This window comes from Bradyrhizobium sp. Crot121, assembly GCF_059512385.1.
In genome coordinates this window covers 40,046-59,389 of the sequence record NZ_JCAMOR010000049.1, presented here as the reverse complement: position 1 = coordinate 59,389, position 19,344 = coordinate 40,046, and the positions used below count along the sequence as shown (strand labels likewise).

General features: G+C 64.0%; 20 protein-coding genes. 15 read left to right on the top strand and 5 right to left on the bottom strand.

Going from position 1 to position 19,344, the window contains the following annotated elements:
* Window positions 1–333: 333 nt before the first annotated feature.
* The 3 genes from AC5ZGW_RS31530 (at window position 334) to AC5ZGW_RS31520 (ending at window position 4,189) form a co-directional block, all read left to right on the top strand.
* Entirely contained in the window at window positions 334–1,449 is a 1,116-nt protein-coding gene (locus AC5ZGW_RS31530; protein WP_130229851.1) for a YihY/virulence factor BrkB family protein, read from the top strand.
* Window positions 1,450–1,602: 153 nt separating this feature from the next.
* Window positions 1,603–3,084: an EAL domain-containing protein gene (locus AC5ZGW_RS31525; RefSeq protein ID WP_130229850.1), complete on the top strand. Its 1,482-nt coding sequence runs from the start codon at window positions 1,603–1,605 to the stop codon at window positions 3,082–3,084.
* A 250-nt stretch (window positions 3,085–3,334) separates the two neighbouring features.
* Window positions 3,335–4,189, top strand: a complete 855-nt coding sequence (locus AC5ZGW_RS31520) for a TIGR01459 family HAD-type hydrolase (RefSeq protein WP_028163923.1) — start codon at window positions 3,335–3,337, stop codon at window positions 4,187–4,189.
* 143 nt (window positions 4,190–4,332) lie between these two features.
* Here AC5ZGW_RS31520 and AC5ZGW_RS31515 read toward each other — a convergent pair whose 3' ends face one another.
* On the bottom strand, window positions 4,333–4,728 hold the full coding sequence (locus AC5ZGW_RS31515; RefSeq protein ID WP_028163924.1) for a response regulator: 396 nt from the start codon (window positions 4,726–4,728) through the stop codon (window positions 4,333–4,335).
* Window positions 4,729–4,961: 233 nt separating this feature from the next.
* Here AC5ZGW_RS31515 and AC5ZGW_RS31510 point away from each other — a divergent pair, with 233 nt between their 5' ends.
* Complete coding sequence (locus AC5ZGW_RS31510; RefSeq protein WP_130229848.1) at window positions 4,962–5,933, top strand: bifunctional riboflavin kinase/FAD synthetase; 972 nt, start codon at window positions 4,962–4,964, stop codon at window positions 5,931–5,933.
* On the top strand, window positions 5,930–6,481 hold the full coding sequence (locus AC5ZGW_RS31505) for a sugar O-acetyltransferase (RefSeq protein WP_130229847.1): 552 nt from the start codon (window positions 5,930–5,932) through the stop codon (window positions 6,479–6,481). The genes AC5ZGW_RS31510 and AC5ZGW_RS31505 overlap by 4 nt, the downstream gene beginning before the upstream one ends.
* Window positions 6,482–6,541: 60 nt before the next feature.
* Here the strand turns inward: AC5ZGW_RS31505 and AC5ZGW_RS31500 are convergent, their stop codons facing one another.
* Window positions 6,542–6,754, bottom strand: coding sequence for an MbcA/ParS/Xre antitoxin family protein (locus tag AC5ZGW_RS31500; RefSeq protein ID WP_028163927.1), 213 nt, complete (start codon window positions 6,752–6,754; stop codon window positions 6,542–6,544).
* Window positions 6,751–6,951 carry a hypothetical protein gene (locus AC5ZGW_RS31495; RefSeq protein ID WP_130229846.1) on the bottom strand — a complete coding sequence of 67 codons (201 nt, stop codon included), beginning with the start codon at window positions 6,949–6,951 and terminating at the stop codon, window positions 6,751–6,753. The genes AC5ZGW_RS31500 and AC5ZGW_RS31495 overlap by 4 nt, the downstream gene beginning before the upstream one ends.
* Window positions 6,952–7,004: 53 nt before the next feature.
* Between AC5ZGW_RS31495 and ileS the strand changes: the two genes are divergently transcribed.
* The 6 genes from ileS to arfB all read left to right on the top strand — a co-directional run bounded on the left by ileS (window position 7,005) and on the right by arfB (window position 14,907).
* Window positions 7,005–10,004, top strand: coding sequence for an isoleucine--tRNA ligase (gene ileS, locus AC5ZGW_RS31490; protein ID WP_130229845.1), 3,000 nt, complete (start codon window positions 7,005–7,007; stop codon window positions 10,002–10,004).
* A gap of 8 nt (window positions 10,005–10,012) precedes the next feature.
* Window positions 10,013–10,510, top strand: a complete 498-nt coding sequence (gene lspA / locus AC5ZGW_RS31485) for a signal peptidase II (protein WP_130229844.1) — start codon at window positions 10,013–10,015, stop codon at window positions 10,508–10,510.
* 101 nt (window positions 10,511–10,611) lie between these two features.
* Window positions 10,612–11,337, top strand: coding sequence for a hypothetical protein (locus tag AC5ZGW_RS31480; protein ID WP_130229843.1), 726 nt, complete (start codon window positions 10,612–10,614; stop codon window positions 11,335–11,337).
* 103 nt (window positions 11,338–11,440) lie between these two features.
* On the top strand, window positions 11,441–12,829 hold the full coding sequence (locus AC5ZGW_RS31475; RefSeq protein ID WP_130229842.1) for a M16 family metallopeptidase: 1,389 nt from the start codon (window positions 11,441–11,443) through the stop codon (window positions 12,827–12,829).
* A 59-nt stretch (window positions 12,830–12,888) separates the two neighbouring features.
* The gene (locus AC5ZGW_RS31470; protein WP_463326990.1) at window positions 12,889–14,253 is read left to right on the top strand and encodes a M16 family metallopeptidase; all 1,365 of its coding nucleotides are present in this window, start codon (window positions 12,889–12,891) and stop codon (window positions 14,251–14,253) included.
* Window positions 14,254–14,487: 234 nt separating this feature from the next.
* Window positions 14,488–14,907, top strand: a complete 420-nt coding sequence (gene arfB, locus AC5ZGW_RS31465; RefSeq protein ID WP_028163932.1) for an alternative ribosome rescue aminoacyl-tRNA hydrolase ArfB — start codon at window positions 14,488–14,490, stop codon at window positions 14,905–14,907.
* Between the two features lie 138 nt (window positions 14,908–15,045).
* On the opposite strand, the gene AC5ZGW_RS31460 is transcribed toward arfB, so the two are convergent.
* Window positions 15,046–15,345: a hypothetical protein gene (locus AC5ZGW_RS31460; protein WP_028163933.1), complete on the bottom strand. Its 300-nt coding sequence runs from the start codon at window positions 15,343–15,345 to the stop codon at window positions 15,046–15,048.
* 401 nt (window positions 15,346–15,746) lie between these two features.
* On the opposite strand from AC5ZGW_RS31460, the gene AC5ZGW_RS31455 reads away from it, so the two are divergent.
* From AC5ZGW_RS31455 to AC5ZGW_RS31440, 4 genes are all read left to right on the top strand, one after another.
* Window positions 15,747–16,067 (top strand): c-type cytochrome, encoded by a 321-nt coding sequence (locus tag AC5ZGW_RS31455; protein WP_130230615.1) that lies wholly within the window; start codon window positions 15,747–15,749, stop codon window positions 16,065–16,067.
* Window positions 16,068–16,463, top strand: a complete 396-nt coding sequence (locus AC5ZGW_RS31450; RefSeq protein WP_130230613.1) for a VOC family protein — start codon at window positions 16,068–16,070, stop codon at window positions 16,461–16,463.
* A gap of 66 nt (window positions 16,464–16,529) precedes the next feature.
* Entirely contained in the window at window positions 16,530–17,078 is a 549-nt protein-coding gene (locus AC5ZGW_RS31445; protein WP_130230611.1) for a gluconate 2-dehydrogenase subunit 3 family protein, read from the top strand.
* A gap of 101 nt (window positions 17,079–17,179) precedes the next feature.
* Window positions 17,180–18,748, top strand: coding sequence for a GMC family oxidoreductase (locus AC5ZGW_RS31440; protein ID WP_130230609.1), 1,569 nt, complete (start codon window positions 17,180–17,182; stop codon window positions 18,746–18,748).
* 163 nt (window positions 18,749–18,911) lie between these two features.
* Here the strand turns inward: AC5ZGW_RS31440 and AC5ZGW_RS31435 are convergent, their stop codons facing one another.
* Window positions 18,912–19,223 carry a ribbon-helix-helix domain-containing protein gene (locus AC5ZGW_RS31435; protein ID WP_130230607.1) on the bottom strand — a complete coding sequence of 104 codons (312 nt, stop codon included), beginning with the start codon at window positions 19,221–19,223 and terminating at the stop codon, window positions 18,912–18,914.
* Window positions 19,224–19,344 lie beyond the last annotated feature (121 nt).

Genomic DNA, 19,344 nt, shown 5'->3' with positions numbered 1-19,344 from the left:
CGCAACGTTCGTGACGATCGCGACCCGCCCCTCATTCGCGTGAGACGCGCGGAGTTAAATCACTGATTTGCCCGACGACGGAAGCGAAATGTTTTTCGCGCGAGGGCGGGGCAAATCAGGTTGAAATCGCTCGCGAATTTTTCTCCGTCATTCCGGGGCATCGCGAAGCGATGAGCCCGGAATCCATCCAACCACAGAACATGCGGCGCAATGGATTCCGGGCTCGCGCCAAGAGGCGCGCCCCGGAATGACGGAGGGGGTCGTCGTTCCGGAACATTCAAATCCGGCTCACGTTCATCCCGAACAGGGACAACTCCTCGCTGGAGGAATCCGATGTCCGACGCGCGCCCCGGACCGGGCGAGAATTGGCTCTTGATCGCGGCGACGACGATCCTGCTCCTTCTCGTCCATCGCTTTCTTCAACCCGATCCGAAGCCCGCGCCCGCCCACAACGCTATAGACCCGGCGAGAGCGCCTGGCCGTCTCGCCCGCGAACTGGCCGAACCCGGCAGGGGACGCCGCGCGGAGAGCCCGCTCCAGATCCCGCTCGCGGGCTGGAAGGACATCCTGTGGCGCTGCTATCAGCGCATCAATGACGACCGCCTGCTCGCCACCGCCGCAGGCGTCGTGTTCTACGGCCTCTTGGCGGTGTTCCCGACCATCACCGCGCTGGTCTCGTTTTACGGGCTCTATGCCGATCCTTCGACCATCACCAGGAATCTTCAGACATTGGCGCTGATGCTGCCGGAAGGCTCGTTCCAGATCGTGCAGGATCAGATCGGCCGGGTGCTCGCGAAGGGCACCGGAGAATTGGGCGCGACCTTCCTGTTCGGGCTGGCGCTCGCGGTCTGGAGCGCCAATGCCGGAATGAAGGCCGTGATCGATGCGCTCAATGTCGCCTATGACGAGCGCGAGACACGCGGCTTCATTCGATTGAACCTGATCTCGCTCGCCCTCACCCTCAGCGCGATCGCAGCCCTCCTGGTGATGGTGAGCGCGGTGGTCATGCTTCCCCTGCTGCTCGATCGTCTTGGGCTGAAGCCCGAAAGCCAGCTTCTCGTCAGCCTTGGGCGATGGCCGCTGCTGTTCCTGATCCTGGCGGCCGGGCTCGCGGTGCTCTACCGGTATGGACCGAGTCGCCGCGCGCCGCGTTGGGAATGGCTCAGCATCGGGACGCTGGCTTCCGCGCTGCTCTGGATCGCCGGCTCAGCGGCGCTGTCCTGGTATCTATCGAATTTCGGAAACTACACGGCTACCTATGGATCGCTTGGCGCGGCCATCGGGCTGATGATGTGGATGTGGATGTCGACCAGCATCATGTTGCTGGGTGCGGAGCTGAATGCGGAGATCGAGCACCAGACCGCGGTGGACACAACCATAGGCCGCCCGAAGCCGCTTGGCACCCGCAAGGCCGAGGTCGCCGACACGGTTGGACCGGCGGTTTCGTAAGCCTCCCAAAGAACGCTAGCCTGCCGAATCAAACTTGATGGTACAGTAGTCCCGCTTGGGGGAACGCAGACAAGACCGCGCCTAAGAGGCCCGTGTTTTCCCGGGTGGGACAGCCGAGGTGGACAGCCAAACTTAAGGGCGTAACGCGCGGACATGATTCGCATTTCGACGATCTTCATCGCCATCTGCATGGTTCTGGTCGCGGCCTCGCTTGGCCTTGTGCTCTATTCGGTCGCTGGCATCAGCGGTACCGAATCGGCCATCGTGGCGCTGACCGCGTTGACCTTCATGATCCTCTACAATGCCGTGTCGCTGCGGCTGCGCGACCGCTCCGATGTCGGCGGCCAGATCGCGGACCTCTCCCGCGGCACCGCCGATCTCGCCCGCCAGGTTGCCGAATTCGGCCGCCGGCTCGCCGCCGTCGAGGGCCGCGTGGTGTCGGCCAATTCCGCCAGCGCGGACCGCCTGCAGGCCGTGGTCGGCGAAATCAACGAGCTCGGCAATCTGGTGAAGCAGCTTGCGGCCTCCGTCGCCAGCCATGAAGACATGCTGGCAACCGCTGCGGGCGCGCCTTCGAGTGGGCCCGCGGCAGAGCCGGAACCGGAGCCACGCGCTACCGCTCCAGCTCCGGTAGCTGGCACCGTGTGGAGGGCCGCAGCTCTGACGACGGCCCCACAGGTTTTCTCAGCGGCGCCGGCACCGGCGGTATCCACTCCGGCCGAGGCCATCGAGGCCTCGCGCAGCCAGGGTCAGTTCCTCACCACCATCAAGAATGCGATCGAGGCCAACCGGCTCGACCTCTACCTGCAGCCGATGGTGACGCTGCCGCAGCGCAAGGTGCGCTACTATGAAGCGGTGACGCGGCTGCGCGACGAGCGCGACCAGATCATCGCCGCTGACGATTTCATCGGCGCGGCGGAAGCCGGCGGCCTGATCGGGCGCATCGACCACATGGTGATGCTGCGCTGTGTGCAGGTGCTGCGCCGGCTGATGGTCCGCAACAAGGATGTCGGCGTGTTCTGCAACGTCTCCGCAGCGACGCTCGGCAACGCCGTCAATTTCACCCAGTGCCTGGATTTCCTCGAAGCCAATCGGGCGCTGGCCCCATCCTTCGTGCTCGAATTCAAGCAGTCGACCTTCCGCAATCTCGGCCCGACCGAGAGCGAGCATCTCGCCGCGCTGTCGCAGCGCGGCTATCGCTTCTCGATCGATAACGTCGGCGACCTCCGTTTCGAGCCGCGCGAGTTCGCCGACCGCGGCGTGCGCTTCATCAAGGTGCCGGCGGCATTGTTGCTCGATCCCAGGCAGAGCTCGACCTCGGATATTCACCCCTCAGATCTGTCCGACCTGCTCGGCCGCTACGGCATCGATCTGATCGCGGAGAAGATCGAAGGCGAGCGCGCCGTCGTCGACCTGCTCGACTACGACGTACGGTTCGGCCAGGGGTTCCTGTTCGCGCCGCCGCGGCCGTTGCGGCCCGAAGGCGCATCTGCTACCGCCGGGGCCTCGCCGCCCAAGCCGCAGGAAGCCAATGGCGCCAACACTCCCCTCCCCCAGAATAGCCCGACCATCGACCCGCCACAGCGGGTTACCGGCAATGCCGCGCTTGCGCGCCGCGTCGTGGGCCCGGGCTAGGGCATGATGCAGTTAGAGCAACGTGTTGCCGCCTCGGAGGTGCCCACCTCTCCCACAGGGAGAGGTCGCGCCGAAGGCGCGGGTGAGGGGTTACACTCTCTCGTGGAACCTGTACCCCCTCACCCGATTTGCGCTGGACAATGCTTCGCATCGCCAGGAGCAAATCGACCTCTCCCCGCTGGGGAGAGGTGGGAGCCCGCGGCCACGGCACTCGACGCAACAATCACTTCACTCTAGGCAACGCGCGATCATGACCTCACTTCACTTTGTCGAGCGGCTGCGCGATGTCGTTGGCGACGTCGACGTGGTGCTCTCCGACGTCTGGGGCGTGGTGCATAACGGGCTCGAGTCCTTTCCCGAGGCCTGCGAGGCGCTGCACACGTTCCGCCAGCGGGGCGGCACCGTCATCCTGATCACCAACGCGCCGCGGCCGGCCGACTCGGTGCAGCGCCAATTGCGCAAATTGGGCGTGGCCGACGAGACCTATGATGCGATCGTCTCGTCCGGGGACCTGACCCGGCATTTCGTCGCCGAGCATCCCGGCAAGAAGATCCACTGGGTCGGCCCGGAGCGCGACTCCTCGATCCACCGCGGCCTCGATGCGCCGCTGACGCCGCTGGAACAGGCCGATTACATCATCTGCACCGGCCTGTTCGATGACGAGACCGAGACTCCGGAAGACTATCGCGCGATGCTCCTGAAGGCGCGCGAACGCAAGCTTTCACTGATTTGCGCCAATCCCGATATCGTGGTCGAGCGCGGCGACCGGCTGATTTATTGCGCGGGCGCGATCGCCGAGCTCTATCGCGAGCTTGGCGGCGAAGCGATCTTCTACGGCAAGCCGCACCAGCCGATCTACGAGCGCGCGATGCAACTGGCGGCCGAACGGGCTGGCCATCCGGTCGAACTCAATCGCGTGCTGGCGATCGGGGATTCCGTGCGCACCGACATTGCGGGCGCCAAGGGCTTTGGCATCGACTGCCTGTTCGTGACCCGCGGCATCCATTCCGAAGAGTTCGAAGGCGTCGACCAGCTCGATCCGGCCTCGGTGACGGAGCTGTTCGGCCACCCGCCGAAGGCGCTGATCCGGGAGTTGAGGTGGTAGTGAGTTGAGAGGGCGCGCCCTCTCTCCGCCGTCGTGGCCGGGCTAGTCCCGGCCATCCACGCGTCTCCGCGCACGCGGCCCAAGAACGTGGATGCCCGGGACAAGCCCGGGCATGACGAAACTGATAAAGCGGAGGCTTGGACTTACGCCGTTGCCATGTCCGGGAAGACCGCCTCGATCTTGGTCTTCAGCGTCGCCGCGTTGAACGGCTTGACGATGTAATTGTTCACGCCGGCCTTCTTGGCCGCGATCACGTTCTCGGTCTTGGATTCCGCCGTGATCATGATGAAGGGCGTGGTGGCGAGGTTGGGATCGGCGCGGACTTCCTTGAGCAGATCGTAGCCGGTCATCGGCTCCATATTCCAGTCGGAGATCACGAGACCATATTTCTTGGCGCGCATCTTGTTCAGCGCCGCGGAACCATCGGACGCGTCGTCGATGTTCTCGAAACCGAGCTGTTTCAGAAGATTCCGGATGATGCGGATCATGGTGCTGTAGTCATCAACCACCAGGACCGACATGGATAAATCAACCGCCATCTTCTCTCCCCCAAAACACGCGACTGACGCTTGCAAGAAAAACCGACAGGCCTGCGCGGCCCGCATTCCTCACCCCAAGCAGTAGCATCAGGCGTTAAACAGCGCGTTAACCGGCCGGGGACGGATTGCATCCGTTTTGACGCGATTTCGCCCGCTTGACTTCTGTGGGGCCAACAAGCCACCGTCCGCCGGCATCAATCGACCTTAAGAATTCCTGAAGAACGCAAGAAAAAATGACGACCGGTTTTACCGTTATTCGCGACAATACCCCGCAGAGCGCGATCCCGAGGGGGGCCGTGGTGGCGATGGGCAATTTTGACGGCGTCCATCTCGGCCACCGCGCCGTGATCGAGGCCGCCCTGCGAATGGGCGAGGCGCATGGGAAACCTGCGCTGGCGCTGACCTTCGAGCCGCATCCGCGCAGCTTTTTCAGCCCGAACACGCCGCAGTTCCGCCTGACCAATGAGACCAACAAGCTGCGCCTGCTCGCAGGCACCGGGCTTGCGGGCGCAGTGGTGATGACCTTCGACAAGGGCCGCGCCGGCACCAGCGCGCAGGATTTCATCCACCATGACCTGATCGAACGGCTCGGCATCAGCGGGATCGCGGTCGGCTACGACTTCCATTTCGGCAAGGGCCGCGTCGGCTCACCGAGCCTCCTGGTTGCCGAGGCGCCGCGGCTCGGCATCGAGATCGATGTCCAGGCGCATGTCGATATCGAGGAGCGGCCGGTTTCCTCCAGCGCCATCCGCATGGCGCTCGCGGAAGGCCAGATCGCGGACGCCAACGCCATGCTGGGCGGTCCCTGGTTCGTCACCGGCGAGGTGATCCATGGCGAGAAACGTGGCCGCGATCTCGGCTATCCCACCGCCAACATCCGCCTCGACAAGAATTGCGGCCTGAAGCACGGCATCTATGCGGTGCGCGTCGGCCGCGGTTCGGAGCGCATCGACGGCGTCGCCAGCTTCGGCCGCCGCCCGACTTTCGACAATGGCGCGCCATTGCTTGAAGTGTTCCTGTTCGACTTCAAGGGCGATCTCTACGGCAATGTGCTTGACGTCGCCTTCATCGGCTTTATCCGCGATGAGCTGAAATTCGACAACATTGAAGCGTTGATCCTGCAGATGGACGACGACAGCGCCCGCGCCAGGGCGCAACTCGCCGCCGCCCCTGAGGCGTTCCCGAAACTCGGAGCGATCGATTGAGCAAGACCGAAAAACAGAAGATGCTGGCGGGCGAATTGTATCGTCCGGGCGATCCGGAATTGCAGGCTGATGCGGCCGCCAACAAGGCCTGGCTCGCGCGCTACAACGCCGCCCTGGCCGCGCCGGCATCTGAACGGCACGCGCTGCTGTCGGAACATTTCGGCCATGTCGGCAAGGGCGCCGTGATCCGTCCGCCGTTCTTCTGCGACTATGGCTACAACATCCACGTGGGCGAGGAGGTCTTCCTCAATTTCAACTGCGTCATTCTCGACATCGTCGAGGTCGTTATCGGCGACCGCACCCAGATCGGGCCCGCCGTGCAGATCTATGCCGCCGACCATCCGCGCGATGCCGAGACCCGGCGCACCGGCCTCGAATTCGGCCGACCGGTGCGGATCGGCCGCGACGTCTGGATCGGAGGCGGTGCCATCATCCTGCCCGGCGTCTCGATCGGCGACGACGCCGTAATCGGCGCCGGCAGCGTAGTCACGCGGGACGTCGCCGCAGGCCAGATTGTCGCCGGAAACCCGGCCCGGCCACGTCCGTGATGAGTTGAAGTTCGGCAACGTCGGTGCGCTGATCCACGAGTCTAGACGAACGCCACAGGCTCACGCGAAGATTCCGTGATCAATTCGCTCGAGCATTTCGCGGACGACCATCGCGCCCGCTTCATCGTTTAGGAGGTCAGCAGGTTTTCGGCCTGACAGATACATATTGGGCCGTTGCAACCAAACTTCACCCTTTTTTGCTTCGCCGAAGACCCGATCGACGAGCATTTGGATTTCGAGGGCGGCAACCTTGGCCGGTGGCTCGGTACTCATGAATTCTCTCCAATAATCAATACATTAGTATCCTCAAAAAAATCCGCAATGATGTCGGCATGGTCCACTCGCCGGGCTTTGCGATTTCCCCTCCCGGCTGCTATGGAAGGCGCCATGTTGATACGGCGCATCATCGGCATTAGCGGCCCGGCTTCCGCCTGAGCTCTCAAGGCTCGGCGCGAGACCGGGATTTTCATGTTCCTCCCGCGATAGATCGCTAAACGCGCCCATCCTAGTCAAACCTGGTCCGATGTCCGAAAAGCCGCAAAAGTCCGACGCCAAAGACTATTCCAAGACCCTGTTCCTGCCGCAGACCGAATTCCCGATGCGCGCCGGCCTGCCCCAGCGCGAGCCGGAAATCCTCAAATATTGGAACGAGATCGATCTCTACGACAGGCTACGCCAATCCGCCAAAGGACGCGCCAAATTCGTCCTGCATGACGGCCCGCCCTATGCCAACGGCAACATCCATATCGGGCACGCGCTGAACAAGATCCTGAAGGACGTGGTGACCAAGAGCCAGCAGATGCTGGGTTTCGATTCCAACTACGTGCCGGGCTGGGACTGCCACGGCCTGCCGATCGAGTGGAAGATCGAGGAGGAGAACTACCGCCGCAAGGGCAAGCAGAAGCCGGATTTCCGCGACTCCGCGGCGATGGTGGCGTTCCGGAAAGAGTGCCGCGCCTATGCGACGCACTGGATCAACGTGCAGCGCGAGGAGTTCAAGCGGCTAGGTGTGATCGGCGACTGGGATCATCCCTATGAGACCATGACCTATCCCGCCGAGGCGCAGATCGCGCGCGAATTGATGAAGTTCGCGGCCAACGGCACGCTCTATCGCGGCTCCAAGCCGGTGATGTGGAGCGTGGTGGAGAAGACCGCGCTGGCGGAAGCCGAAGTCGAGTACGAGGACTACACCTCAGACACGGTGTGGGTGAAATTTCCGGTCACCTCGCCCGCGCATGGCGTCTTGGCGAAGGCGAGCATCGTGATCTGGACCACGACGCCATGGACGCTGCCCGGCAACCGCGCCATCAGCTTCTCGCCGAAGATCGCCTATGGCCTCTATGAGGTCACCGATGCGCCCGCCGACAATTGGGCGAAGACGGGCGATCTCCTGATCCTCGCAGATGCGCTCGCGGAAAGCGTGTTCAAGCAGGCGCGCGTCACCGCCTACGAGAAGGTGCGCGATCTGCCGGGCGATACGCTCGACGCGGTGGAGACCGCGCATCCCCTCAAGGGCCTCGCCGGCGGCTACGAATTCACGGTCCCGCTGCTCGCGGGCGATCACGTCACCGACGACACCGGCACCGGCTTCGTGCACACCGCGCCCGGCCATGGCCGCGAGGACTTCGACGTCTGGACCGCGAATGCGCGCGAACTGGAAAGCCGCGGCATCAACCCCACGATCCCCTATACCGTCGACGAGAACGGCGCCTTCACGCATCAGGCCCCGGGCTTCGAGGGCAAGCGCGTGATCAACGACAAGGGCGAGAAGGGCGACGCCAACGAGGCCGTGATCAAGGCCCTGATCGAGCGCGGCATGCTGCTCGCGCGCGGGCGGCTGAAGCATCAGTATCCGCATTCCTGGCGCTCGAAGAAGCCGGTGATCTTCCGCAACACGCCGCAATGGTTCATCGCGATGGATAAGGACATCGCAACGGACGGCAAGGCGAAGCCAGGGGATACGCTGCGCGCCCGCGCGCTGCAGGCGATCTCGGTGACGCAATGGGTGCCGCCGGCGGGCCAGAACCGCATCAACGGCATGATCGCAAACCGTCCCGACTGGGTGATCTCGCGCCAGCGCGCCTGGGGCGTGCCGATCGCCGTGTTCGTGCGCGAGAAAGGCGATGGCTCGGCCGAGATCCTGCGGGACGAGGCGGTCAACCAGCGCATTGCAGAAGCATTCGAGCAGGAAGGCGCCGACGCCTGGTACGCCAATGGCGCGCGCGAGCGCTTTCTCGGCTCGCTCGCCAATGAGGATTGGAAGAAGGTCGACGACATCCTGGACGTCTGGTTCGACTCCGGCTCGACGCACGCCTTCGTGCTGGAAGACCCCGTGCACTTCCCGGGGCTTGCCGGCATCAAGCGCAAGATCGAGGGCGGCGACGACACCGTGATGTATCTGGAAGGAAGCGACCAGCATCGCGGCTGGTTTCATTCCTCGCTGCTGGAGAGCTGCGGCACCCGCGGCCGTGCGCCGTATGATGTGGTGCTGACCCACGGCTTCACGCTGGACGAGAACGGCCGCAAGATGTCGAAATCGCTCGGCAACACCGTCGAGCCGCAGAAGGTGATCAAGGATTCCGGCGCCGACATCCTGCGGCTGTGGGTCTGCGCGACCGATTATTCCGACGACCAGCGCATCGGCCCGGAAATCCTGAAGAACACCATCGAGACCTATCGCAAGCTGCGCAACACGGTGCGCTGGATGCTCGGCACGCTGCATCACTTCAAGCCGAGCGAGAAGGTCGCCTATGGCGAGATGCCCGAGCTCGAGCGGCTGATGCTGCATGAGCTGGCCGGCCAGGCCGCGATCATCCGCAAGGCCTACGCCGAATTCGACTACAAGACCGTGGTCGCGAGCCTTGCGACGTTCATGAACACGGAATTGTCGGCTTTCTATTTCGACATCCGCAAGGACACGCTCTATTGCGATCCGCCGTCCTCGGTCGCGCGCAAGGCGGCGCTGACCGTGATCGACATGATCTGCGATGCGGTCCTGAAATGGCTGGCGCCGGTGCTGAGCTTCACCGCCGACGAGGCGTGGCGGATGTACCGGCCGGAGGCGGAACCTTCCGTGCACCTGACGCTGTTCCCCGAGGGGCTGGAGAAATTCCGCGACGAGCGGCTGGCCACCAAATGGGAGACCGTCCGCGACATCAGGCGCGTCGTCACCGGCGCGCTCGAGATCGAGCGTGCGGCCAAGAACATCGGCTCCTCGCTGGAAGCCTCGCCGCTGGTCTATGTCTCCGACCAGGAGATGCTCGACACGCTGTTCAACGTCGATCTTGCGGAAGTCTGCATCACATCGAACGCGATGGTGACCAACCAGGACGCGCCGGAGCATGCATTCCGCCTCAACGAGGTGCCGGGCGTTGCGGTGGTGGTGGAGAAAGCGGTCGGCCGCAAATGCGCGCGCTCGTGGAAGATCCTGCCCACCGTCGGCGAGGATGCCGAATATCCCGACGTCTCCCCGCGCGACGCGCAGGCGTTGCGGGAGTGGAAGGCGCTCGGGGTAGCCGTGTAACTGCCCGCATGAGCCCTCCCCTGCGCGCCGGCATCATCGCGGCGGTCATCACGCTGATCCTCGACCAGGCATCGAAGCTCTGGCTGCTGTTCGTGTTCGACCTCCCCGGGCGCGGCGTGGTGAAGGTGACGCCGTTCTTCGACCTGGTGCTGGCCTGGAACGTCGGGATCAGCTTCGGCTGGTTCCAGAGCAACAGCCCGACGGCCCAGCTCGTGCTGATGGCGGTCAAGGCGATCGCGGTGGTGGCGCTGGCGATCTGGATGGCGTACTCACGCACCCTGCTTGCGACAATTGCGCTCGGGCTGATCATCGGCGGCGCGATCGGCAACGCCATCGACCGCTTCGCCTATGGCGCAGTGGTCGATTTCGCCCTGTTTCACATCCAGATCGGGGAAAAAACCCTCAATTGGTACGTCTTTAACCTCGCGGACGTGGCGATCGTTGTCGGGGTAGCCGCACTATTGTATGATTCCTTTCTGGGGGTCCCCGCCGCAAAAGCGCCCTGATCGCGGCCGATACGGCTCTGCAAGCGGGTAGGATTTCAAGGGCGGAACCGTGCCTAAGCCGGTGATCACCCTAGCGAATTTAAAGAGTGGGGAAGAGCGCGATGCGCCACACTGAAGCCAACGCTCCACAAGCCGATACCTCGACTTCCTGGAAAGCGCTGATGCATGGATTGCGGCTCGCCGCGGTCGCCTTCGGCATCGGCCTCGTGATGGCCGCAGGTCCCGTGCGGGCCGGCGATGATGGGGACGACGAGGACGACAAGACCTTCGAGGAGAAGGTCATCGAAGGCATCATGAAGGGCCTCGGCGGCACCAACATGGAAAACCGCGGCATCGACTACCGCGAGCGCTCGCCGCTGGTCGTGCCCCCCAACCTCAACCTGCCCGCGCCGGCAGCTTCCGCCGAGGCCAAGGTGCCGAACTGGCCGAAGGATCCCGACGAGGCGCGCCGCAAGGCGGCAATCGCGGCGCGGAAGAACACGAACAAGGATCCGCGCGAAGCCAGCCGCATCCTGACGCCGAGCGAGCTCGCTCAGAAGAGCGACAAAAAGTCCAGCGGCGGCGAGTCGGTCGACCAGCCCGGCGGCAACCCCGGCGCCAACGCGATCCTCTCGCCCTCGCAGCTCGGCTATGAGGGCGGCTTCAGCGGCCTGTTCGGCGGCAGCAAGACTGAGACGGCCCCCTTCAAGAGCGAGCCAACCCGGGAATCCCTGACCCAGCCTCCGCCCGGCTACCAGACGCCGTCGCCGAACTTCGCCTATGGCACCGGCCCGAAGGAATCGCTCAACAAGGAATACAACCCGTCGCAGGGCAAGTATGGCGATTAATTAACCTCGTCTCTCGCGTTCGTGAGGTTGGTGGCTTTACGCGCGCCATATGATGTCGGCATACCCGGGGCAATCTTGCTCCGGGTTTTTTAGATAGGTCCTGATGTCCAAGCACCGCCTTGTGGTTTCGCTTCTTGCCGGATTGCTTTCGACGGCATCCCTCTCCGCCTCCAGCGCCATTGCCCAGACCGCGGTCACCTCGGAACGCCCCGCGAGCTTCACGCTGAACAACGGCCTGCAGGTGGTGGTGATCCCCGATCACCGCACTCCGGTCGTGACGCAGATGATGTGGTACAGGGTCGGTTCCGCCGACGAGACCCCCGGCAAATCGGGATTGGCGCATTTCCTCGAACACCTGATGTTCAAGGGAACCGCCAAGCATCCGGCCGGCGAATTCTCCCAGACGGTGCTGCGGGTCGGCGGCAATGAGAACGCCTTCACCTCCACCGACTACACCGGCTATTTCCAGCGCGTGCCGCGCGAGCAGCTCGGCAAGATGATGGAATTCGAGGCCGACCGGATGACCGGCCTGATCCTGCAGGACGAGAACGTGCTGCCGGAGCGCGATGTCGTGCTGGAAGAATACAACATGCGCGTCGCCAACAATCCGGATGCGCGGCTCACCGAGCAGATCATGGCGGCGCTCTATCTCAACCATCCCTATGGCCGTCCGGTGATCGGCTGGCACCAGGAAATCGAAAAGCTCGACCGCGAGGACGCGCTCGCCTTCTACAAGCGCTTCTATGCGCCGAACAACGCGATCCTGATCATCGCCGGCGACGTCGAGGCGAGCGAGATCCGCCCGATGGTGGAGAAGAATTTCGCCGACATCCCGGCGCAATCCTCGATCCCCGCAAAACGGCTGCGGCCGCAGGAGCCGACGCCGGTCTCGCCGCGCACGGTGACGCTGGCCGATCCGCGCGTTGAGCAGCCGACCATGCGCCGCTACTACCTCGTCCCGTCGGCCGCCACCGCGGCGGTGGGCGAAAGCCCCGCGCTCGACGTGCTCGCGCAACTGATGGGCGGCGGCGCCAATTCCTATCTCTACCGCTCGCTGGTGATCGACCGTCAGCTCGCGATCTCGACCGGCGCCAATTACCAGGGCACCGCGCTCGACCCCTCGCAATTCATCATCGCCGCAACACCGAAGCCCGGCGTCGAGTTCGCGCAGATCGAGGACGCTATCGACAAGGTCATTGCCGATATCGCGCAGAACCCGCCGCGCGCCGAGGACCTCGAACGGGTCAAAACCCAGTTGATCGCGGAATCGATCTACGCGCAGGATAACCAGGCGACGCTGGCGCGCTGGTATGGCGGCGCGCTCACCACGGGCTTGAGCGTCGACGATATCAGGAGCTGGCCCGAGCGCATCCGCGCCGTCACCGCCGAACAGGTCCGCGAAGCCGCGCAAAACTGGCTCGACAAGAAGCGTTCCGTGACCGGTTATTTGATCAAGGATACTGCGCCCAAACGCGAGGAGAAGCGCTCGTGACTTATTCTCTCACTCGGCGTTCGGTCCTGGTCGGCGGCAGCGCGCTCGCGCTGACGACCATGCTCGCATCGCGCCCGTCGCAGGCCGCAACCAAGATCCAGCGTCTTGTATCGCCCGGCGGCATCGAGGCCTGGTTCGTGCAGGATTCGACCGTGCCGCTGATCGCGATGGAATACGCCTTCGGTGGCGGCGCCAGCCAGGATCCCGCCGCCAAGCCCGGCGTCGGCAATCTGGTCGGCGACCTGCTCGACGAAGGTTCCGGCGATCTCGATTCCAAGACCTTCCACGAGCGGCTCGATCGCCGCGCCATCGAATTGAGCTTTTCCTCGCAGCGCGACAATTTCCGCGGCTCGCTGCGCATGCTCAAGGACAACAAGGACGAGGCCTTCGACCTCTTGCGCACCGCGCTGACCTCGCCGCGCTTCGAGCCGAGCGATGTCGAGCGCATCCGCGCGCAGGTGCTGTCCAACCTGCGCAGAGAATCCACGAACCCGAGTTCGCTTGCAGGCCGCAAGTTCCTCGAAGTCGCGTTCGGCGACCATCCCTACGGCCGGGGAGCCCAGGGCACGCTCGAGAGCGTGCCGACGATCGAGATCGCCGAGCTCAAGGACTATGTCCGCCGCGTCCTCGCCAAGGACACGCTCAAGGTCGCCGTGGTCGGCGATGTCGATCCGGACACGCTCGGCAAATTGCTCGACAAGACCTTTGGCGGGCTGCCGGCCAAGGCCACGCTCACGCCGGTCGCCGACGTCGTCGCGGCCAAGCCGCCGCAGCGCACCCTCATTCCGCTCGACGTACCGCAAACGGTCGTGACCTTCGGTGGCCCCGGCATCCGCCGCCACGAGCCGGACTTCATGCCGGGCTACGTCGTCAACCACATCCTCGGCGGCGGCGGATTGTCCTCGCGGCTTTACCGCGAAGTGCGCGAGAAGCGCGGGCTGGCTTATTCCGTCTATGGAGCGCTGGTCTGGATGGAGCACTCCTCGCTGTTCATCGGCAATACCGGCACCCGCGCCGATCGCGCCGGCGAAACGGTGGACGCGATCGAGAAGGAAGTCCGCCGCATGGCCGAGGAGGGCCCGACCCAGAAGGAGCTCGACGAGGCCAAGTCGTATTTGAAGGGTTCGCAGATGCTGGCGCTCGATACCTCCTCGAAGCTCGCGCAGGCGATGCTGCAGTATCAGACCGACAAGCTGCCGATCGACTACATCGAGAAGCGCAACGCCATCGTCGACGCGGTGACGCTGGACGACGCCAGGAAGGTGTCGCAGCGGCTCTGGGGCCAGGGCCTGCTCACGGTCGTTGTCGGCCGCACCCCGCAGGCCGCGGCCCAACCGGCCAGCGCGCCATCAGCCGCAACGCCGCCGGCCGCAAGCCCACCTGCCGCCGCGCCGTCAGCCGCAAAGCCGTCCGCGCCGAACTGAGTCGGGCTGCTCGCCCCGCGAGCTACACTATCCGTCCCTCATGGTGAGGAGGCGCGTAGCGCCGTCTCGAACCATGAGGCCCCGGTCTCGCCCGCGGCCATCCTTCGAGACGCGGCCTGACGGCCGCTCCTCAGGATGAGGGTCTGTGCTCGCGGAGCATGTGCATGGGAAAACCGCTATGGTGCGGTGGACGATTCCCTTAGAGCTTCGCTCTGATCGACCACCGGTGATGCCATGCTGCGGGTTGCCCGCGACCTCTTCATTGACGAGAACGATATCGAGATCGGTTTCGTGCGCGCCTCGGGTCCGGGCGGGCAGAACGTCAACAAGCTCGCGACTGCGGCGCAGCTACGCCTCGACACGCACAAGATCGCGCTCGCCGAGGATGTCCGGGCGCGGCTGGTCCGATTGGCCGGCCAGCGCATGACCAAGGATGGTGTGATCGTGATCCACGCCCAGCGCTTCCGCACCCAGGAGCGCAATCGCGCCGACGCGATTGAGCGCCTGCTCGAGTTGTTGCGCGAAGCCATGGTTCGGCCAACCCCGCGCCGACCGACCAAGCCGACGCTCGGCTCCAAGCAGCGGCGCCTGGAAGGCAAGAAGCGCCGCGGCGACATCAAGGCACGGCGCGGCGCAAGAGGGTTTGAGGATTGATGCCAAACGCGCGGATGCTGCGCTCCCTCTCCCGCTTGCGGGAGAGGGTTGGGGTGAGGTGTCTCCGCACTGGGAGAACGGCCGCCGAAGGCGGCCTATGCCTCTCCCGCAAGCGGGAGAGGTGAAGAGGTTGCGCGGCTAGTAGCGCTTGCTGCCGGGAGCAGCGGGCTCCGTTGCCGTGCCTTTGTGCGCTCCAGATCCGGCGCCTGCACCCACCGTGCCCTTGGCGCCGGCCTTTGCGCCGGCCTTTCCGGTCGGAGCGGCCGTCTGCGCGTTCATCTCCTCATCGCCGCTGCCCGTCATCCCACCCGGCGCCGCGCCCCTTTCCTGCGCGCCGCCGCGGATCGTGCCGCCGGTGGCAGCACCTTGCGCAAGGACAGGGCCGACAAGTGCAGCCGAGAGGGCAAGCGCGATCACAGAGGTTTTCGCTAGCTTCATCCATTGCTCCTGGATTTTGTTCGTGCGGGAAGGTTCGGCGGTTCCATACGCCGCCTGCTGCGCCGGTCTCCCCTTCACGCGGATTGAACGTCTCGCAAACGACGCGTGCGCCATGCAATCTGCGTCGTGTGGAGATCGTGCAGGGATTTCGGGGCAATTTCGCGAAATTGCGCTTCACATATGCGGCGGCATCAAGCGGTTTGGCCGGCACGATTTTCCTAGCCGCAGGTCATCGACGCGTTTTGTTCTGCGGTGAAACAGCCCGCTACTACCACCGCCTTTCGTGCGCGACCTAGAGTTACCGCGTACAGGCGGTGATGTGGATGAGAAGGTTACGCGCAACGGCAGCAATCGGGCTTGGATGTTGCAGTGCGTTGCTCGCGACGATCGCGGCTGCGCAGATGCCATTGCCTGCCGCCAAGCCGCCCGATGGTGCTGCGCTGTTCAAGCAGCAATGCGGGACCTGCCACACCACGAACCTGTCCGATCCGGTCCGCCAAGGCCCGCCTCTGTTCAAGATCGTCGGCCGCCCCGCGGGCAAGGCCGAGGGCTTTCACTATTCGTCCGGCTTCGCGCAAGCCGATTTCATCTGGGACGACGCCAGGCTCGACGCCTGGCTCACCAACCCGCAGGCGATGATCCCCGGCTCCATCATGGCCTATCGCCAGGCCAAACCGGAGACCCGCGCCGCCATCATCGCCTATCTGAAGGAGCTCAACTGAATGGCAAAACCCGTTCACTCGATGATCCGCGTGCTCGACGAGGCGAAGTCGCTCGATTTCTACGCGCGCGCCTTCGGCCTTAAGGTCGCCGATCATCTCAAGTTTGACGATTTCGCGCTGATCTACCTGCGCCACCCGTCCTCCCCCTTCGAGGTCGAGCTGACCGTCAATTTCGACCGCAAGGAGCCCTATACGCTCGGCGACGGCTACGGCCATCTCGCTGTGCTCGTCGACGATGTCGATGCCGAGCATGCGCGGTTCGAGCGGGAGAAGCTCGCGCCGGGACCGCTGCGCGATTTCAAGCATGACGGCAAGACGCTGGCGCGCTTCTTCTTCGTCGCCGATCCCGATGGCTACAAGATCGAGGTGATCCAGCGCGGCGGCCGGTTTGGCTAGAGCGCTAGCCGGGACGAAGAAATAACAAGCAATCAACAAAGACAAAACATTCCACGGAGGAAACCCATGAGAGAAGTCGATCGTCGAAGCAAATATGATCGCCGCGTCTTCCTGAAGGGCGCGGCGACGGCGGTACCGACCGTCGCCATTGCCACCAGCGCGGGACTGACCATCAGCGATGCCTGGGCCGATGACGCCACCACGCTGACGCCGGCGACCTTGAAGACACTGGTGAAGATGGCGCGCGACATCTATCCGCACGATTTCCTGGGTGACAGCTATTACATCATCGCGATCAAGCCCTGGGACGGCAAGGCGGCCAAGGATCCCGCGATCAAGTCGCTGATCAACGAGGGAGTCGTCAGACTGGACCAGGAGGCCAATGACCGCCGCAAGGTCCCCTACGTCCAGGTGCCCTGGGAAGCTGACCGCGTGGTGCTGTTGCAAGGGATCGAGCAAAGCGCATTCTTCCAGAGGATCCGCGGCGATCTCGTCGTCTCGCTCTACAACCAGAAAGAGGTCTGGCCGAAGTTCGGTTATGAGGGCTCGTCCGCCGAACATGGCGGCTACATAAAGCGCGGCTTCGCCGACATCGACTGGCTCCCGAAAGCTTAGAGCATGATCCGGAAAAGTGGGTACCGGTTTTCCCTGCGACAAACGCGAAGCGTTTGCGCGGAGATCATGCTCAAAACAAAGTAACGCTCTGGGAGGATCACATGGCAAAATTCGATCTCAATGACAGTGGCGTGGTGGTGATCGTGGGCTCCGGCGCGGGCGGTGGAACGCTGGGCAATGAGCTGGCGCAGAAGGGCGTGAAGGTCGTCATCCTCGAAGCCGGACCGCGCATCGAGAATCAGGACTTCATCAACGACGAGTGGGACAGCTTTGCGCAGCTCGCCTGGTCGGACATGCGCACGACGTCGGGAAGCTGGCGCGTTGCCAAGGACTTTCCGAACCTGCCGGCGTGGATCGTGAAGGCGGTGGGCGGCTCGACCACGCACTGGGCCGGCGCCTCTCTCCGTTTCGACGAGCACGAATTCAAGGTCAAGAGCACCTATGGCGGCATCCCCGGCGCCAATCTGCTGGACTGGCCGATCACGCTCGCCGAGATGGAGCCGTATTACGCCAAGGCCGAAAACAAGATGGGCGTCACGCGGACCAACGGCATTCCGGGCCTGCCCGGCAACAACAATTTCAAGGTGCTGGAGGCCGGCGCAAGGAAGCTCGGCTACAAGACCGTGCACACCGGCAACATGGCGATCAACAGCGAGCCGCGTGACGGCCGCGGCTCCTGCCAGCAGATCGGCTTCTGCTTCCAGGGCTGCAAGTCGGGCGCGAAATGGTCGACGCTCTACACCGAAATCCCGAAGGGCGAAGCCACAGGCAATCTCGAAGTGCGCCCGGGCAGCATGGTGATCAAGATCGAGCATGATCAATCCGGCAAGGTGACCGGCGTGGTCTATGCCGACGAGAGCGGCGCGATGCAGCGCCAGAAGGCCCGCGTGGTCGCGGTCGCCGGCAATTCGATCGAGAGCCCGCGGCTGCTGCTCAACAGCGCATCGAACATGTTCCCGGATGGGCTCGCCAACTCGTCCGGCCAGGTCGGCCGCAACTACATGCGGCACATGACTGGCAGCGTGTATGCGACCTTCGAGAAATCGGTGCACATGTATCGCGGCACCACGATGGCCGGCATCATCCGCGACGAGGCCAAGAACGATCCCTCACGCGGCTTCGTCGGCGGCTATGAGATGGAGACGCTGTCGCTCGGCCTGCCATTCATGGCGGCCTTCCTCAGTCCCGGCGCATGGGGACGCCCGTTCACCAGTGCGATGGAAGGCTATCCGCGGATGGCCGGCATGTGGCTGGTCGGCGAGGACATGGCGCAGGAGACCAACCGTGTCACGCTTGATCCCAAGGCGAAGGACAAGTTCGGCATGCCGGTCGCGAGCGTGCATTTCGACGATCATCCGAACGATCTCGCGATGCGCGCCCATGCCTATAAGCAGGGCGCCGCGGTCTACGAGGCGGTCGGCGCCACCGTCACCTATCCGACGCCGCCCTACCCGAGCACGCACAATCTCGGCACCAACCGGATGAGCGAGAAGGCGAAAGATGGCGTGGTGAACAAATACGGCCAGACCCACGACATCAAGAACCTCTTCGTCTCGGATGGCAGCCAGTTCACCAGCGGTGCGGCGTGCAACCCGACCCTGACGATCGTGTCGCTCGCGATCCGGCAGGCGGACCATATCGCCGGCGCGATGCAGCGGAAGGAGATTTAGGTTGGATGAATCGCTCCAACCGCGCACTCGCTCCGCCTCTCCCGCTTGCGGGGGAGGCCGACGCGCGCAGCGCGGCGGGTGGGGGCTCTCCCCCCCACGGCTAGTCCCATCGTAGAGACACCCTCACCCCAGCCCGCTCCCGCAAGCGGGAGAGGGAGCCGCCCTACTCCGCCGCGTCGAGAATGGCGGGCCTGTCGCGCAACTCCGGCGATGCGGCGCTCTTGGAGCGATAGATCAGGCAGGAGCAGCGCAATAGCGAGGCGAAATTATTGACCTCGCCGTGATGGTCGAGAACCTCGTTATGCAGCGTGGTGAGGAATTTCGCCAGGCTCATCCCCTCCTTCGCCGCGATCTCTTCCAGTGTGTCCCAGAATGCCAGTTCCAGCCGGATCGAGGTGCAATGGCCGCCAAGTCGCAGCGATCTGGTCTGCGATTCGTAATCGCGTTGCGGCTGATGGGCGAACAGATGGCACATGGGATCCTCCCGCCAGATTATAATTTTTCTAAACGATATACCCGGCTGTGCGACCCGACAATCCTGCGCTGCACAGGCAGCGTCCAGCGAATGCCAATCTCTTCAAGACGATAGGCAGGTC

Bases quoted from the DNA above. Each gene is read 5' to 3' on its own strand.
- AC5ZGW_RS31530 (WP_130229851.1), top strand. From the start codon at position 334: ATGTCCGACGCGCGCCCCGGACCGGGCGAGAATTGGCTCTTGATCGCG.
- AC5ZGW_RS31525 (WP_130229850.1), top strand. From the start codon at position 1,603: ATGATTCGCATTTCGACGATCTTCATCGCCATCTGCATGGTTCTGGTC.
- AC5ZGW_RS31520 (WP_028163923.1), top strand. From the start codon at position 3,335: ATGACCTCACTTCACTTTGTCGAGCGGCTGCGCGATGTCGTTGGCGAC.
- AC5ZGW_RS31515 (WP_028163924.1), bottom strand. From the start codon at position 4,728: ATGGCGGTTGATTTATCCATGTCGGTCCTGGTGGTTGATGACTACAGC.
- AC5ZGW_RS31510 (WP_130229848.1), top strand. From the start codon at position 4,962: ATGACGACCGGTTTTACCGTTATTCGCGACAATACCCCGCAGAGCGCG.
- AC5ZGW_RS31500 (WP_028163927.1), bottom strand. From the start codon at position 6,754: ATGAGTACCGAGCCACCGGCCAAGGTTGCCGCCCTCGAAATCCAAATG.
- AC5ZGW_RS31495 (WP_130229846.1), bottom strand. From the start codon at position 6,951: ATGAAAATCCCGGTCTCGCGCCGAGCCTTGAGAGCTCAGGCGGAAGCC.
- ileS (WP_130229845.1), top strand. From the start codon at position 7,005: ATGTCCGAAAAGCCGCAAAAGTCCGACGCCAAAGACTATTCCAAGACC.
- lspA (WP_130229844.1), top strand. From the start codon at position 10,013: ATGAGCCCTCCCCTGCGCGCCGGCATCATCGCGGCGGTCATCACGCTG.
- AC5ZGW_RS31480 (WP_130229843.1), top strand. From the start codon at position 10,612: ATGCGCCACACTGAAGCCAACGCTCCACAAGCCGATACCTCGACTTCC.
- AC5ZGW_RS31475 (WP_130229842.1), top strand. From the start codon at position 11,441: ATGTCCAAGCACCGCCTTGTGGTTTCGCTTCTTGCCGGATTGCTTTCG.
- AC5ZGW_RS31470 (WP_463326990.1), top strand. From the start codon at position 12,889: ATGCTCGCATCGCGCCCGTCGCAGGCCGCAACCAAGATCCAGCGTCTT.
- arfB (WP_028163932.1), top strand. From the start codon at position 14,488: ATGCTGCGGGTTGCCCGCGACCTCTTCATTGACGAGAACGATATCGAG.
- AC5ZGW_RS31460 (WP_028163933.1), bottom strand. From the start codon at position 15,345: ATGAAGCTAGCGAAAACCTCTGTGATCGCGCTTGCCCTCTCGGCTGCA.
- AC5ZGW_RS31455 (WP_130230615.1), top strand. From the start codon at position 15,747: ATGCCATTGCCTGCCGCCAAGCCGCCCGATGGTGCTGCGCTGTTCAAG.
- AC5ZGW_RS31450 (WP_130230613.1), top strand. From the start codon at position 16,068: ATGGCAAAACCCGTTCACTCGATGATCCGCGTGCTCGACGAGGCGAAG.
- AC5ZGW_RS31445 (WP_130230611.1), top strand. From the start codon at position 16,530: ATGAGAGAAGTCGATCGTCGAAGCAAATATGATCGCCGCGTCTTCCTG.
- AC5ZGW_RS31440 (WP_130230609.1), top strand. From the start codon at position 17,180: ATGGCAAAATTCGATCTCAATGACAGTGGCGTGGTGGTGATCGTGGGC.
- AC5ZGW_RS31435 (WP_130230607.1), bottom strand. From the start codon at position 19,223: ATGTGCCATCTGTTCGCCCATCAGCCGCAACGCGATTACGAATCGCAG.